The following is a 13,560-nucleotide window of genomic DNA, read 5'->3' as shown; positions in this document are numbered from 1 at the left end:
GTGCCCTTCATAGTTCACGCGGCTCGGCGCGCGGGTGTCTGGGGAGGTTGGTCGAGGAGGATCAGGAACTTCGCCCAGATGTCCTCGAGGAGCTCGTCGGCGGTGTCGCCTCTCGCGTGGGCGGCGGCGTAGTCGAGGAGCTGGTCGACGTGCTGCTCGCGGAGGTGCTTGGGCATCCGCTCGCGCATCATGTGGGCGATGCGGGAGCGAAGGGCCTTGTTCTCGGCGAGCACGGCACGCAGGTACGGGCCGAGGGGGTCAGCGGTGCGCTGCACGGGTCTCCCGGTCGTGCCGCCATGCGGGGGATCCCTCGGCGGCCTCGCCCGTGTCCCGGCGACCGCAGGGGCACCAACCAGACGACGGGTGGCACCGCCGAGCTCGTCCCACGCCGTCGACGGCGTCACGATTCGAGCTCCCGGAGGTGCTCGTCGGCGTTGCGGCGACGACGGAGCGTGCCCCGCTCGGTGCGCTGCGTGGCCTCGTGCATGTCGTGCCAGAGTGCGGAGAGGATCTCGCTCGCGGCGTCGGCGAGCTCCGCGTCAGCCTCGGCAATGTGCCAGATCGACCCGTAGGGCTCGTCAATGTGCCGCTCGGTGAAGGTGCCGTCGGGGCGTGTGATGACGATGCTGACCCGGTCGACGACGTCGCGCTCGAGATGGATCTCGACCGGCCTGGACGACTGCACGATCATGAGCGGGCCCTGATCCGCCGGTCGAGGAGGATCACGCCGGCGAGGGCGACGGCGGCGATGATGGCCCAGCCGTCCGCGGTGAGGCGGATGAAGCAGGAGACACCCGCGGCCATGCCGAGCGCCCAGAGGGCGGCCTGTGCGGCCCTCATCAGGCGGCCTCGAGTTCCAGCTCGGCGCGCTCGAGGATGTCGCGCACCTCGGACAGGACGGCCTCATCCGAGGGGAGGATGTGCCCGACCTCAAGGTCTCGGACGCGCGCCCCGGGCATGCGGTGCCACTTCCACGGCAGATCCTCGAGGTCCTCGCATCGGGCACGGTCGAGGATGCGGAGCATCCAAGCAAGGTGCTGCGACGTCGCGCCCTGGAACAGCACGCCCGTGAGCCGCCGGTCGGTGAAGTTCTCCTGCACCATCCCGAAGAACTCGGAGCGTGCCGTCGACGGCCACGTCGCGGGGGCCGCGTACACGTCGATGTAGTTGTCGGGCTGGATGATGCGGATGAGCCATCCGTCGCGGTGCTCCTCGTGGAACACGCGGTGCGGGCGTACCCGGCGCGTAGGCTTGGACATGAACTGGTCTCCCTCGTGATGGTTGGTGCTCTGGTTCTCGCGCCCGCTTGCAGTTGCCCCTGCGGCGGGCGCTTTCTCATTCGTAAACGGGCCCGACACGGCGAGGTGTCGACCCGCGTGGCCGGGAGCCTTCAGGCATCCCCTCCCCGCGACGGGGTGAACGGCGGCGCAGAAATCCGGATCGAACATCAGGCGGCATCCGCGGTGCTCGTGCGCTCGCTGGCCTCGATCCAGTCGATGACGTCGGCGAGGCGGTAGACGACGGTGCGGGGCGTCGGCTTGAGGAACTTCGGGCCCTTGCCGATGTAGCGCAGCTGGGAGAGCGCGGGCACGGTCAGCCACGGAAAGCGCTCGTTCACCTGCTTCGGGGTGACGTACTCGACGGGGGCGTCGTGGTCGATCATGGTGATCCTTCTGTATCGTGTAGGCGGCGTGTTCGCCGACACAAGCAATGTAACACGCCCTTCGTTATCGTGTACACATGGACGACACGACGCGCCGGATCATCGTCATCGGAGATGACTCGTCACCCAGGCCCGACCCGGTCCTCTCCTCGAACATCAAGCACGCACGCGAGGCCCTCGGCATGTCCCAGCGCGGTCTCGCCGAGCAGATGCGGCGAGCAGGGCATAGCAACTGGCACCCGACGACGGTGAGTCGCGTGGAGAACGACAAACAGCCCTTGCGAGTCGGCGAGATCGAGGACTTGAAGCAGATCCTCGGGTCGGAAGTTGTCCGCGGCTCCGACCTGGTCAAGGGCATGAACCAAGCAATCCGACCACTGCGCGATCGACTGATCCGCCGCGAGCTCACGGAGCTGCGCCTGGAACTCGATCAGGTGTCAGCCCGCCTCGAGAAGCTCGATTCGCTGCTTCAAGACGACGACGAGACCGAGTCATGAGCGTCAAGGACGTTGCTCTCCGCATACTGCGCGAGGCTGCAGACCGGCGCGAGCTCGCGAAGGAGAAGAAGCGGCGTTCAGTCGTCCGTGTCGTCTATCGCGACCTCGACCGCGACTACGCGCCATCCGGCGCGCACGATGAGGGCTACGCGTTCGATTGGACGCTCGGTCCACTCCCTGAGATCGGGATGCGCGTGCAAATCCCCGGCGGCGATGGCAAGAAGAAGTCCGGCATCATCGTCGGCTTCGGGCGCGCCGGGTACGCCGGGGACCTCGAGAAGGTCATCAAGATCCACTCAGCCTCTGAGATCGAGAAAGCCCAGGCGAAGGCCGCGAAGGAGGCCGCCGCGTGGCTCGACATGGCTCGGCGGGCAGCAGGGCTGCCGACGCCTGGCCGTGCGCGTCTGACCACGCCGGGCGACTATCCCGCTATCGCGCCCGCTGACGGCAAAGCGTCGGCAAGGAAGGCCGACGAATACGGTCGCATGTGGTGGCGCGCGATGAAGCTCTCGGAGGAACTCGGCCGCGAGGCCGCGGAAACGCGCGCCTTCTCCGGCATCGCGCACCGCTGGTTCGCGATCCGCGACCAGGGCAAGTAGGCGATGGCTAACGGCACGGTCCACGTATACGCTCTGGCGGACGGTTCAAAGCGGTACCGCGTGGCCTACCGCGACGCGGACCATGTGCAGCACACCAAACGGGGATTCAAACGCAAGCGTGACGCCGACGAATACCTCGCCCGCGTCACGGTCGCACGCTCGGATGGGACCTGGACGGATCCCCGCGACGCCCTCGCGCTGACCTCGGAGCTCGGCGAGGAATGGCTCGCGCACAAGGCGTCGACGCTCAAGCCGTCGACCTATCGGGCGTTGGAATCGTCGTGGCGGGTGCACGTCTCCCCCGCGTGGGCAGACGTGCAGGTCGGGAAGATCTCACACAGCCGAGTACAAGCATGGGTGTCGAAGCTATCGGTCGACCTCTCGGCGACGTCCGTCCTGCGGGCTCACGGGATCCTGTCGTCGATCCTCGACACGGCGGTGAGGGATCGGCGGATCCCAGCCAACCCGGCGCGCGGTGTGACGCTCCCCCGCAAGTCGGGGAAGGCGCGCGCGTACCTCTCGCATGAGCAGGTGCAGCTTCTCGCGGATTCCTCGCCCTATCCCGACCTCGTGCTGTTCCTCGCGTACACAGGGCTGCGGTGGGGAGAGGCGACAGGGCTGCGTGTGAAGCACGTCGACGCGCTACGGCGGCGCGTGACGGTCGAAGAGAACGCCGTCATGGTCGGCGGGCATATCGAGGTCGGCACGCCGAAGACGCACGAGCGGCGATCGGTACCGTTCCCCGTTTTCCTGTCGCTCGCGATCGCCCGGGCATGCGAGGGCAAGGGGCACGACGCGATCCTGTTCGGGGACGGCAGTACGTGGATGCGGATTCCGAACAGCGCACGGGGCTGGTTCACGTTCGCGGTGCAGCGCGCTCAAGCAGCGGATCCGACCTTCCCACGCGTCACGCCCCACGACCTACGGCACACGGCGGCATCGCTCGCAATCTCAGCGGGAGCGAACGTGAAGGCCGTGCAACGGATGCTCGGGCACGCCTCAGCAGCGATGACGCTCGACACGTACGCGGACCTATTCGACGACGACCTCGACGCCGTGGCCGCGGCGCTGCATGACGCCCGCTCTGAGCGGATCGGAGCGGCCTCGCTCGCGTGAGTTGTTGTCACAGGCGTTGTCACGGGCCCTGAACCGGATACGGAAAGAGCCCCGATCCCTGTATTTTCAAGGGATCGGGGCTCTTGCTCTCTGGCGGTGACGGTGGGATTTGAACCCACGGTGCGGGGTTACCGCACACAACTTTTCGAGAGTTGCACCTTCGGCCGCTCGGACACGTCACCGAGGTCAAGCTTACGGATGGGTGACCGGGCGGCCAAATCCTCGCGCTGGGGATCCCCTGGGCGTGTCAGAACTTGGGGATGTCCTCGTCACGCGTACGCCCGCGTCGCGGCGCCCCGCGGAGGCTCGCGAGCGCGGCGTGCAGCGTCTTCTGCCGATCGTCGACGACGGCCGTGTAGCCGAGCCTCTTCGCCTCGCCGCGGCGCTGCGCCGCCTGCGTGACGGGACGCACCTCGCCCGCGAGCGAGAGCTCGCCCGCGACCGCCGTGCTCTTGGGCACCGTGAACTCCTGCAGGGCCCCGGCGACGGCGACGGCGATCGCGAGGTCGGCCGCAGGCTCGGTGAAGCGCACGCCCCCGACCGTCGACACGTACACGTCGACGTTGCTCGTCTGCACGCCAGCGCGCTTCTCGAGCACCGCGAGGACCATGTCGACGCGCGCCCGGTCGACGCCGGAGACGACGCGGCGGGGGTTCGCGGGGTTGCCCGCGATCGTCAGCGCCTGCACCTCGACGGGCAGCGCGCGCTTCCCCTCGAGGGAGATGCCGACGCACGTGCCCGACGCCGGCTCGCCCTGAGAGATGAAGAGGGCGGACGGGTCGGGGACCTCGCGGATCCCGTCGCCCGCCATCTCGAAGCAGCCCACCTCGTCGGTCGGGCCGAAGCGGTTCTTGAGCGCTCGGATGAACCGCAGCGAGGTCTGCCTGTCGCCCTCGAACTGGCACACGACGTCGACGAGGTGCTCGAGCACGCGGGGGCCAGCGACGGATCCGTCCTTCGTGACGTGCCCCACGAGGACGAGCGGCAGGGCGCGCTGCTTCGCCACGCGAATCAGGGTCGACGCGACCTCTCGCACCTGGCCGGGCATGCCCGCCGCGCCGTCGAGCAGGCTCGACGCGACCGTCTGGACCGAGTCGACGATCAGGAGATCGGGCTCGACCGCGTCGATGTGCCCGAGGATCGTCGCGAGGTCGCTCTCGCTCGCGAGGAAGAGGCTCGGCTGGAGCGCGTTCGTGCGCTCGGCGCGCAGCCGCACCTGGGCGACCGACTCCTCGGCGCTGACATACAGCACGCGGCGCCCCTCGGCAGCGGCCCGCGCCGCGACCTCGAGCAGCAGCGTCGACTTCCCGACGCCCGGCTCGCCCGACAGGAGGATCGCCACGCCCGGCACAACTCCCCCGCCCAGGACGCGGTCGAACTCGCCGACGCCGCTGCGGCGTCGCGGCGCATCGGCCGTCGTGACCTCGGTGATCGGGCGCGCGGGCGACGTCGGGGCGAGCGACGGCACCGACCGCGCCTCGAGCCCCTGCTTCGCGCCCTGCTCGACGACCGTGCCCCACTGCTGGCACTCGCCGCAGCGACCCACCCACTTCGCCGTCGTCCACCCGCACTCGGTGCACACGTACGCGGGGGCGGCGGATCGCTTCGAAGCCATGATCTCAGCGTAGAAGCGACCCCTGACAGACGAGGATCAGGAGCGCAGCGCCTCGAGGAGATCCGCAGGCGACGCCTGCATCGCGTGCGGGCCCGCGATGTCGAGGAACACGGTCGTGATCTCGTCGTGGTACTGCGTGAGGAACGACGCGAGCCAGGCGGGCGAGTAGACCCCGACGCCCGGCGGCAGGTTCTTGGGCTTGTTGCGCGCGTCGCTGAACAGCAGGAGGGCGACGTCGCCCGTCGACGCATCGCGGTAGGTCCACACCTCGCCGCCGTCGAGCGGGTTGTCGCGCGGGCCGGGCTTGATCAGCGGGACGATCGTGTTGCCGTTGCGCAGCGCCAGCGCGACGGCCGCCATGTCCTGCTTCTCGAGCGCCTGCGCGAGCGCCTCCGACCGGAACTCGTTCGGGTCGGCCGCGACCGACTTCTTGCGCTGGGAGGCCATGCCCCCAGCCTACGTATTCACTCGAGGATGAAGCTGACGGGCTCGCTCGTGACGTCGCCCAGCGACACGGTGAGCGCGTAGGTCGCACCGCCGCCCGTCGCCGCGGGGCGGCTGTCGGAATCGCAGGTGTCGGTCGACGAGCGGGTCCGATCCCACGTCAGCGGTTCGCTCGACGACACCGACTGGCCCGCCGCGATCGTCACCCACTGATCCGCCGGCTCGGTCTGGCAGTCGGTCGAACGCCACCAGGTGTCGGATCCGCTCGTGATCTCGAACGCCTGCTGCGTCGTGCCGACGTTGACCACGCAGTCGGCGCCGCCGACGTTCGTGAGCTGCATCGACAGCTGCGGGTCCTGGTCGGCGGCGTACGTGGATCCGTCGAGCACGGCGGACACCTCGAGGGACCCGTTCGCGCACGCTTCGGGCGTCGCCGACGGGTCGGCCGAGGGGTTCGGCGACGCGTCGGCCGCATCCGTCGGGAACAGCGTGGGGACCGGATCCGGCGTCGCCGTCGCCTCGGCCGCGGAGCTGCCGACGAACGGCAGGTCGTTCCACGGCTGCGCCCGCACGAGCCACTGCACGCCGAGCACGATGCCGACGACGATCGCGGCGAAGACGATCAGCCCGAGGCATCCGACCACGAGGCGCCGGCGCCGGAGGACGGCCTTCGACGGCCTGCGGGCGAACACGTCAGACCAGCCGCTTGAGCATGCGCGTGTTGCCGAGGGTGTTGGGCTTCACGTGCGCGAGGTCGAGGAACTCGGCGATGCCCTCGTCGGGGCTGCGCACGAGCTGCGAATAGACGTCGGGCGAGACGACGTGCTCGCCGATCTCCTCGAAGCCGCGGCGATGGAAGAACGCCGTCTCGAAGGTGAGGCAGAACAGGCGCGTGAGGCCGAGCTCGCGGGCGTTGGCCTCGAGGCGTTCGACGATCGCGCGCCCGACGCCCGTGTGGAGCCACTCGTCGGCGACGAGGAGGGTGCGGACCTCGCCGAGGTCCTCCCACATGACGTGGAGGGCGCCGCAGCCGATCACCCGGTCGTGCGCGTCGACGGCGACGACGAACTCCTGCGTCGCCTCGTACAGCACCACGAGGTCCTTGCCCAGCAGGATGCGCCGCAGGACGTACGGCTGCAGCATGCGGTGCACGTCGTCCATGTCTTCGGCGCGCGCGGGGCGCAGGGTGAATTCGACCATCCGCCCCAGGGTAGGACGCGGGGTTCCGAATATGCCGAAGGCCCGCGGCGCGCAGGACGACGGCGGAAAACAGCCGCGGGTGCCCGACACGCCGCAGAACCCGACCCCGCGGCCGAAACTGCCGTACTCCTGCGCCGGGGCGGCCGAGCGGCCCGCGGATCCCCGCCGCGCAGGACGACGGCAGAAAACAGCCGCGGGTGCCCGACACGCCGCAGAACCCGACCCCGCGGCCGAAACTGCCGTACTCCTGCACCCGGGGCGGCCGAGCACCCCACCGGCCGGACCCACCCCGGGCACGACGGCGGCCGAGCGACCCGCGGATCCCCGCCGCGCAGGACGACGGCAGAAATCAGCCGGGGGAGCCCGACACGCCGCAGAACCCGACCCCGCGGCTGAAACTGCCGTAGTCGTGCGCCCGGGCGGCGGAGCACCCACCGGCCGGACCCACCCCGGGCACGACGAAGGCCCCGCCTCCCGGAGGAAGCGGGGCCCGTCAGGCGGTCACTCGCCGAAGGCGGTGATCTCCGGGGTGAGCGTGATGTCGCCGCCGGTGTTGATGCCGACCGACACCTTCTCGCCGCGCGGCTCGTTCTGGAACGTGAACTGCCCGTCGACGATGTCGACCTTGATGTGGTCGCCCGACTCGAGCTGGCCCGAGAGCATCGACTCGCTGAGCCGGTCCTCGATCTCGCGCTGCATGGCACGACGCAGGGGGCGGGCACCGAGGGTCGGGTCGAAGCCGATCTCGATGAGGCGCTCCTTCGCGGCGCCCGACAGCTCGATCGTCATGTCGCGGTCGAGCAGGCGGTCGCTGAGGCGCTTCGTGAACAGGTCGACGATCTGCAACAGCTCGGGCTTCGTCAGCTGCGGGAACACGATGACGTCGTCGACGCGGTTGAGGAACTCGGGCTTGAAGTGCCGTTTGAGCTCTTCGTCGACCTTGCCCTTCATGCGCTCGTACGTCGTCTGCGTGTTGCCCTCGATCTGGAAGCCCACGGGGCCGCCCGCGATCGCCGACGAACCGAGGTTGGTCGTCATGATGATGACCGTGTTCTTGAAGTCGACGATGCGGCCCTGACCGTCGGTCAGACGACCCTCCTCGAGGATCTGCAGCAGCGAGTTGAAGATGTCGGGGTGGGCCTTCTCGATCTCGTCGAACAGGACGACCGAGAACGGCTTGCGGCGCACCTTCTCGGTGAGCTGACCGCCCTCTTCGAAGCCGACGAACCCGGGAGGGGCGCCGAAGAGGCGCGACACGGTGTGCTTCTCGCCGAACTCCGACATGTCGAGCGAGATCAGCGCGTCCTCGTCGTCGAAGAGGAACTCGGCGAGGGCCTTCGCGAGCTCGGTCTTGCCGACGCCCGTGGGGCCGGCGAAGATGAACGAGCCCGAGGGGCGCTTCGGATCCTTGAGGCCGGCGCGCTGACGACGGATCGTCTTCGAGAGGGCCGCGATGGCCTCCTCCTGGCCGATGACGCGCTCGTGCAGCGCCTTCTCCATGAAGACGAGGCGGCTCGTCTCCTCCTCGGTGAGCTTGAACACGGGGATCCCCGTGGCCTGGGCCAGGACCTCGGCGATCAGGCCCTCGTCGACGACGGCCTTCGCCTCGACCTCGCCGGCGCGCCACTTCTTCTCGAGGCGCAGGCGCTCGCCGAGCAGCTGCTTCTCCTCGTCGCGCAGCGACGCGGCCTTCTCGAAGTCCTGCTCCTCCGACGCCAGCTCCTTGGCCTCGCGGACCTTCTGGATCTTCTCGTCGTACTCGCGCAGCTCGGGCGGGCTCGAGAGGATCGAGAGGCGCAGGCGGGCGCCGGCCTCGTCGATCAGGTCGATCGCCTTGTCGGGCAGGAAGCGGTCCTGGATGTACCGGTCGGCGAGGTTCGCGGCGGCGACGATCGCACCGTCGGTGATCTGCACCTTATGGAACGCCTCGTAGTGGTCGCGCAGGCCCTTGAGGATGTTGATCGCGTGCGGCAGGGCCGGCTCGTTGACCTGGATCGGCTGGAAGCGGCGCTCGAGGGCCGCGTCCTTCTCGAAGTGCTTGCGGTACTCGTCGAGCGTCGTGGCGCCGATCGTCTGCAGCTCGCCGCGCGCGAGGAGCGGCTTGAGGATCGAGGCGGCGTCGATCGCGCCCTCGGCGGCGCCCGCACCCACGAGGGTGTGGATCTCGTCGATGAAGACGATGATGTCGCCGCGCGTGCGGATCTCCTTGGTGACCTTCTTGAGGCGCTCCTCGAAATCTCCGCGGTAGCGGGATCCGGCGATGAGCGAGCCGAGGTCGAGCGAGTAGACCTGCTTGTCCTTCAGCGTCTCGGGCACCTCGCCCTTGACGACGGCCTGGGCGAGGCCCTCGACGACGGCGGTCTTGCCGACGCCGGGCTCGCCGATGAGGACGGGGTTGTTCTTCGAGCGGCGCGACAGGATCTGCATGACGCGCTCGATCTCCTTCTCGCGCCCGATCACCGGGTCGAGCTTGTTGTCGCGCGCGGCCTGCGTGAGGTTGCGGCCGAACTGGTCGAGGACCTGGGATCCGCCCTTGCCCTGCTGCTCCTGCGACTCCTGGCCGTTCGACGCAACGCCGACCGGCTCCTTGCCCTGGTGGCCCGAGAGCAGCTGGATCACCTGCTGGCGCACCTTGTTGAGGTCTGCACCGAGCTTGACGAGCACCTGGGCGGCGACGCCCTCGCCCTCGCGGATGAGCCCGAGCAGGATGTGCTCGGTGCCGATGTAGTTGTGGCCGAGCTGCAGCGCCTCGCGCAGCGACAGCTCGAGGACCTTCTTCGCGCGCGGCGTGAAGGGGATGTGGCCCGTGGGCTGCTGCTGGCCCTGGCCGATGATGTCCTGGACCTGTTCGCGCACGGCGTCGAGCGAGATGTCGAGCGACTCGAGGGCCTTCGCGGCCACGCCCTCGCCCTCGTGGATCAGGCCGAGCAGGATGTGCTCGGTGCCGATGTAGTTGTGGTTGAGCATCTTCGCCTCTTCCTGGGCGAGGACGACAACGCGGCGAGCACGGTCGGTGAACCTTTCGAACATGTCACTCCTCCGGGCACGGTGGCCAAACGGTGGCGCGGATGGAACGCGCCGTGGAGTACACGCTAGTCACGCAGATCACCCTCGGGAGGCGTGTTCGCCGCGGGCGGACTCCCGGCGACATGGTTCGATCGAGGGGTGACGATCCCCGGAATCCGCGCCATCCTGTTCGACTCCGACGGCGTGCTCGTCGACTCCCTCGAGGCCGCCGCCGACGCCTGGGACGCGTGGGCCGCCCGCTACGGCGTCGACTTCGACTTCCGCACGCAGGCCGAGCACGGGGTCCGCGCCGCCGACACCGTCGCGCGACTCGTGGATCCCGCGATCTTCGCCGAGGCCGTCTCGGCTCTCGAGGACGAGGAGGTCGCGGGATCCGGTGCGACGGTCGCGATCCCCGGGGCCGTCGCCCTGACGTCGTCGCTGCCGGCGGGATCCTGGTGCGTCGTCACGTCGGCGACGCGGCCCCTCGCCGTCGCGCGCCTCGGCGCGGCCGGCCACCCGACGCCGCCCGCGCTCGTGACGGCCGACGACGTCGAGAACGGCAAGCCCGCGCCGGATCCGTATCTCGCGGGCGCGGCCGCCCTCGGGATCCCGATCGGCGAGTGCGCCGTCTTCGAGGACGCACCGGCCGGCGTCGCCGCGGCCCGTGCGGCGGGCGCCGGGTTCGTCGTCGGGGTCGGCGACCACCTCGAGGGCGCCGTCGTCGACGCGCACGTCGACGACCTCCGCGCCGCCTCGTGGGACGGCGGGCTGGTGATCGCGGGCGCGTAGCGCGCGGCGCCCCCTTCGCGAGTGCGGATCCGCCCCGCGAGTGCACTCGCGAGGCCGGGATGCACTCGCGAACGGCGGGCGCGGATGTGGTTGTCGAAAACGGCCGCTCAGCCGCCCGCGAGCGGCCGTTTTCGCGCACCTTGCTGAGGGCGGCCTCAGGGGCGCCCCGCTCAGCAGCACCGGCTTCCCGGATCCGCGTCCTGCGCGCGGTAGCGGTCGCGCCAGAACTCGCGCTCCGTCATGGGCTCGCGGCCCGGGTGGCAGGCGCGCTCGTGAGCGAGGTACGCGTCGTAGCGCGCCTCGCCCGTGAGCCCGCGCGCGAACCACACGAGCCACCGCCACGCACGGGCGGCGAGATCAGTGGCCACGATCGGGCCTCTCGGCGGCGGGCAGCGCGTCCCACTCCTTCTGCGCGGCGCGCTCCGCGCGGGTCGCGAACAGGCCGGCGGGCGCGAAGCGGCGCGACGGCACCGCGGGATCCTCGTGATCCACGACCTCCGTCGCGCGGAACGCCTTCACGACCTGCACGATCGCGGCGATCAGCACGATCGCGGTCAGCAGCAGGAAGAGGATCGACAGGGATCCCTGCACCGCCGTGTTCCGCACCGTCGCCTCGATGTTCGCGACCTTCTCGGCGTCGGTGGCGCCCGGCGCGAACGACAGGTCGCCCTCCCGCTGCGCCGTGAGGAAGCGCGCGAAGTTCGCCCAGTACCCGACCGCGGGGGTCGTCGAGAAGATCTTGAGGACGGATCCCGTGAACGTCACGACCGTCACGAACGCGAGCGGCAGCGCGACGATCCACAGCCCCCGGAAGGTGCGGCGCTTCGCGACGATCGTCAGGACGATCGCGAGCGCGATGGCGGCGAGCAGCTGGTTCGAGATCCCGAACAGCGGGAAGAGGGTGTTGATGCCGCCGAGCGGATCCGTGACGCCCATGATCAGGACGGCACCCCAGCCCGCGACCATGATCGCGGTGCAGATCCAGGCCCCGAGGCGCCACGACGTGTCCTTGAAGCGGGGGATCACGTTGCCGATCGAATCCTGCAGCATGAAGCGCGCGACGCGGGTGCCGGCGTCGACGGCCGTGAGGATGAAGAGCGCCTCGAACATGATCGCGAAGTGGTACCAGAAGCCCATCCAGCTGACGCCGCCCATCCACTGATGCAGGATGTGCGCGAGGCCGAGCGCGAGGGTCGGTGCGCCGCCCGTGCGGGAGATGATCGTCTGCTCGCCGACCGCGTCGGCCGTGCCCTGCAGCATCTCGGGCGTCACGTCGACCCCCGCGAGGCCGAGGCTGTTGACGAACGCGACGGCGCCCTCGACGGTTCCGCCGGTCGAGGCGGGCGACGAGTTCATCGCGTAGTAGATCCCCTGGTCGATCGAGATCGCCGCGACGAGCGCCATGATCGCGACGAACGACTCCATGAGCATGCCGCCGTAGCCGATGAAGCGCGTCTGGCGCTCCTTCTCGACCATCTTGGGCGTCGTGCCCGACGAGATCAGCGCGTGGAAGCCCGAGAGAGCGCCGCACGCGATCGTCACGAAGAGGAACGGGAAGAGGGATCCGGCCCACACGGGGCCCGTCTCGCCGCCCGCGAAGATGCTGAAGGCGGGGGTCGTGATCTCGGGCCGCACGAACACGATCGCGACCGCGAGGAGCGCGATGACGCCGACCTTCATGAACGTCGAGAGGTAGTCGCGCGGGGCGAGCAGGATCCACACGGGCAGGATCGCGGCGACGAATCCGTAGCCGATGATGCACCAGGCGAGCGTCGTGCGGTCGAGGGTGAAGACCGCCTGGCCCCACTCGGTCGCGGCGACGTACTGGCCGCCGACGATCGCGCCCATCAGCAGCACGAAGCCGATGAGCGAGACCTCGCCGATCTTCCCGGGGCGGATCCAGCGCAGGTACGCGCCCATGAACAGCGCGATCGGGATCGTCATGCCGACCGAGAACACGCCCCACGGGCTCTCGCCGAGCGCGTTGACGACGACGAGCGCGAGGATCGCCGTGATGATGATCATGATGAGGAGGGTCGCGAGGATCGCGGCCGCGCCCCCGAACCGGCCGAGCTCGTCCTTCGCCATCTGGCCGAGCGAGCGCCCGCCACGGCGCATCGAGAAGAACATCACGAGGTAGTCCTGCACCGCGCCGGCGAGGACGACGCCGACGATGATCCAGATCGTGCCGGGGAGGTAGCCCATCTGCGCGGCGAGGACGGGGCCGGTGAGCGGACCGGCGCCGGCGATCGCGGCGAAGTGGTGGCCGAAGAGGACACGGCGGTCGGTCGGCACGAAGTCCTTGCCGTCGGACTTGTACTCGGCGGGCGTCGCGCGGCGGTCGCTCGGCCGCACGATCAGCCGCTCGATGTACTTCGAGTAGAAGCGGTAGAAGATCAGGTAGGTGCACACCGCGGCGAACACGAACCAGATCGCGTTGACCGTCTCGCCGCGCACGATCGCGAGCATCGTCCACGCGACGCCGCCGAGCAGCGCGATGACCGCCCAGATCACGACCTTCAGCGGGGTCCACTTCGGCTTGTCGTCGACTGCCACGGGCGGCGGCGTCCTGGTCGTACTCATGGCGCTCCTTCGCGTCGGTCCGCGCCAGCTTAGGGGCGATCGGGA

Annotated in this window: 16 protein-coding genes and 1 tRNA gene; 4 read left to right on the top strand and 13 right to left on the bottom strand. The window is 69.6% G+C overall.

The genetic code is table 11. The features are described 5' to 3' along the window. Positions 1 to 14: 14 nt before the first annotated feature. The 5 genes from H576_RS0105365 to H576_RS0105345 form a co-directional block, all read right to left on the bottom strand. Positions 15 to 275 (bottom strand): hypothetical protein, encoded by a 261-nt coding sequence (locus H576_RS0105365; protein WP_029150097.1) that lies wholly within the window; start codon positions 273 to 275, stop codon positions 15 to 17. Positions 276 to 400: 125 nt separating this feature from the next. Further along, complete coding sequence (locus H576_RS0105360) at positions 401 to 685, bottom strand: hypothetical protein (protein WP_156888131.1); 285 nt, start codon at positions 683 to 685, stop codon at positions 401 to 403. A 2-nt stretch (positions 686 to 687) separates the two neighbouring features. Then, on the bottom strand, positions 688 to 840 hold the full coding sequence (locus H576_RS16580) for a hypothetical protein (protein ID WP_156888130.1): 153 nt from the start codon (positions 838 to 840) through the stop codon (positions 688 to 690). Continuing rightward, positions 840 to 1,259, bottom strand: a complete 420-nt coding sequence (locus H576_RS0105350; RefSeq protein ID WP_156888129.1) for a hypothetical protein — start codon at positions 1,257 to 1,259, stop codon at positions 840 to 842. Before H576_RS0105350 ends, H576_RS16580 begins: the two co-directional genes overlap by 1 nt. Before the next feature lie 188 nt (positions 1,260 to 1,447). Beyond that, positions 1,448 to 1,663, bottom strand: a complete 216-nt coding sequence (locus tag H576_RS0105345) for a helix-turn-helix transcriptional regulator (protein WP_029150094.1) — start codon at positions 1,661 to 1,663, stop codon at positions 1,448 to 1,450. A gap of 77 nt (positions 1,664 to 1,740) precedes the next feature. On the opposite strand from H576_RS0105345, the gene H576_RS0105340 reads away from it, so the two are divergent. Genes H576_RS0105340 through H576_RS0105330 form a run of 3 tightly spaced genes read left to right on the top strand, consistent with a single transcriptional unit; the run spans position 1,741 to position 3,875 of the window. Then, positions 1,741 to 2,160 carry a helix-turn-helix domain-containing protein gene (locus H576_RS0105340; RefSeq protein ID WP_029150093.1) on the top strand — a complete coding sequence of 140 codons (420 nt, stop codon included), beginning with the start codon at positions 1,741 to 1,743 and terminating at the stop codon, positions 2,158 to 2,160. Next, a complete protein-coding gene (locus H576_RS0105335; protein ID WP_029150092.1) occupies positions 2,157 to 2,759 on the top strand; it encodes a hypothetical protein in 603 nt (200 codons plus the stop codon). Before H576_RS0105340 ends, H576_RS0105335 begins: the two co-directional genes overlap by 4 nt. 3 nt (positions 2,760 to 2,762) lie before the next feature. After that, positions 2,763 to 3,875 (top strand): site-specific integrase, encoded by a 1,113-nt coding sequence (locus H576_RS0105330; RefSeq protein ID WP_029150091.1) that lies wholly within the window; start codon positions 2,763 to 2,765, stop codon positions 3,873 to 3,875. A 91-nt stretch (positions 3,876 to 3,966) separates the two neighbouring features. Here H576_RS0105330 and H576_RS0105325 read toward each other — a convergent pair. From H576_RS0105325 to H576_RS0105300, 6 genes are all read right to left on the bottom strand, one after another. Further along, positions 3,967 to 4,057, bottom strand: a tRNA-Ser gene (locus H576_RS0105325). A 65-nt stretch (positions 4,058 to 4,122) separates the two neighbouring features. Then, entirely contained in the window at positions 4,123 to 5,490 is a 1,368-nt protein-coding gene (radA, locus tag H576_RS0105320; RefSeq protein ID WP_036319445.1) for a DNA repair protein RadA, read from the bottom strand. Positions 5,491 to 5,526: 36 nt separating this feature from the next. Then, positions 5,527 to 5,937, bottom strand: a complete 411-nt coding sequence (locus H576_RS0105315) for a hypothetical protein (RefSeq protein ID WP_029150089.1) — start codon at positions 5,935 to 5,937, stop codon at positions 5,527 to 5,529. A 17-nt stretch (positions 5,938 to 5,954) separates the two neighbouring features. Continuing rightward, positions 5,955 to 6,626, bottom strand: a complete 672-nt coding sequence (locus H576_RS0105310; RefSeq protein ID WP_029150088.1) for a hypothetical protein — start codon at positions 6,624 to 6,626, stop codon at positions 5,955 to 5,957. Position 6,627: 1 nt separating this feature from the next. Continuing rightward, entirely contained in the window at positions 6,628 to 7,134 is a 507-nt protein-coding gene (locus tag H576_RS0105305) for an amino-acid N-acetyltransferase (RefSeq protein WP_029150087.1), read from the bottom strand. A 501-nt stretch (positions 7,135 to 7,635) separates the two neighbouring features. After that, positions 7,636 to 10,164 (bottom strand): ATP-dependent Clp protease ATP-binding subunit, encoded by a 2,529-nt coding sequence (locus H576_RS0105300; RefSeq protein WP_029150086.1) that lies wholly within the window; start codon positions 10,162 to 10,164, stop codon positions 7,636 to 7,638. Positions 10,165 to 10,299: 135 nt separating this feature from the next. Between H576_RS0105300 and H576_RS0105295 the strand changes: the two genes are divergently transcribed. Further along, a complete protein-coding gene (locus H576_RS0105295; protein WP_029150085.1) occupies positions 10,300 to 10,932 on the top strand; it encodes an HAD-IA family hydrolase in 633 nt (210 codons plus the stop codon). A 170-nt stretch (positions 10,933 to 11,102) separates the two neighbouring features. Here the strand turns inward: H576_RS0105295 and H576_RS0105290 are convergent, their stop codons facing one another. Together H576_RS0105290 and H576_RS14395 are read right to left on the bottom strand one after the other, a co-directional pair. Further along, the gene (locus H576_RS0105290; RefSeq protein ID WP_029150084.1) at positions 11,103 to 11,300 is read right to left on the bottom strand and encodes a YbdD/YjiX family protein; all 198 of its coding nucleotides are present in this window, start codon (positions 11,298 to 11,300) and stop codon (positions 11,103 to 11,105) included. Then, on the bottom strand, positions 11,290 to 13,515 hold the full coding sequence (locus H576_RS14395) for a carbon starvation CstA family protein (protein ID WP_051172211.1): 2,226 nt from the start codon (positions 13,513 to 13,515) through the stop codon (positions 11,290 to 11,292). Before H576_RS14395 ends, H576_RS0105290 begins: the two co-directional genes overlap by 11 nt. Positions 13,516 to 13,560 lie beyond the last annotated feature (45 nt).

Origin of the sequence: Microbacterium indicum DSM 19969 (assembly GCF_000422385.1) — a bacterium.
Taxonomy (GTDB): domain Bacteria; phylum Actinomycetota; class Actinomycetes; order Actinomycetales; family Microbacteriaceae; genus Microbacterium; species Microbacterium indicum.
The sequence above is the reverse complement of the archived record's forward strand: the minus strand, read 5'-3'. Positions and strand labels throughout refer to the sequence as shown.

Bases quoted from the DNA above. Each gene is read 5' to 3' on its own strand.
- H576_RS0105345 (WP_029150094.1), bottom strand. From the start codon at position 1,663: ATGATCGACCACGACGCCCCCGTCGAGTACGTCACCCCGAAGCAGGTG.
- H576_RS0105335 (WP_029150092.1), top strand. From the start codon at position 2,157: ATGAGCGTCAAGGACGTTGCTCTCCGCATACTGCGCGAGGCTGCAGAC.
- H576_RS16580 (WP_156888130.1), bottom strand. From the start codon at position 840: ATGAGGGCCGCACAGGCCGCCCTCTGGGCGCTCGGCATGGCCGCGGGT.
- H576_RS0105330 (WP_029150091.1), top strand. From the start codon at position 2,763: ATGGCTAACGGCACGGTCCACGTATACGCTCTGGCGGACGGTTCAAAG.
- H576_RS0105305 (WP_029150087.1), bottom strand. From the start codon at position 7,134: ATGGTCGAATTCACCCTGCGCCCCGCGCGCGCCGAAGACATGGACGAC.
- H576_RS0105315 (WP_029150089.1), bottom strand. From the start codon at position 5,937: ATGGCCTCCCAGCGCAAGAAGTCGGTCGCGGCCGACCCGAACGAGTTC.
- radA (WP_036319445.1), bottom strand. From the start codon at position 5,490: ATGGCTTCGAAGCGATCCGCCGCCCCCGCGTACGTGTGCACCGAGTGC.
- H576_RS0105350 (WP_156888129.1), bottom strand. From the start codon at position 1,259: ATGTCCAAGCCTACGCGCCGGGTACGCCCGCACCGCGTGTTCCACGAG.
- H576_RS0105340 (WP_029150093.1), top strand. From the start codon at position 1,741: ATGGACGACACGACGCGCCGGATCATCGTCATCGGAGATGACTCGTCA.
- H576_RS14395 (WP_051172211.1), bottom strand. From the start codon at position 13,515: ATGAGTACGACCAGGACGCCGCCGCCCGTGGCAGTCGACGACAAGCCG.
- H576_RS0105300 (WP_029150086.1), bottom strand. From the start codon at position 10,164: ATGTTCGAAAGGTTCACCGACCGTGCTCGCCGCGTTGTCGTCCTCGCC.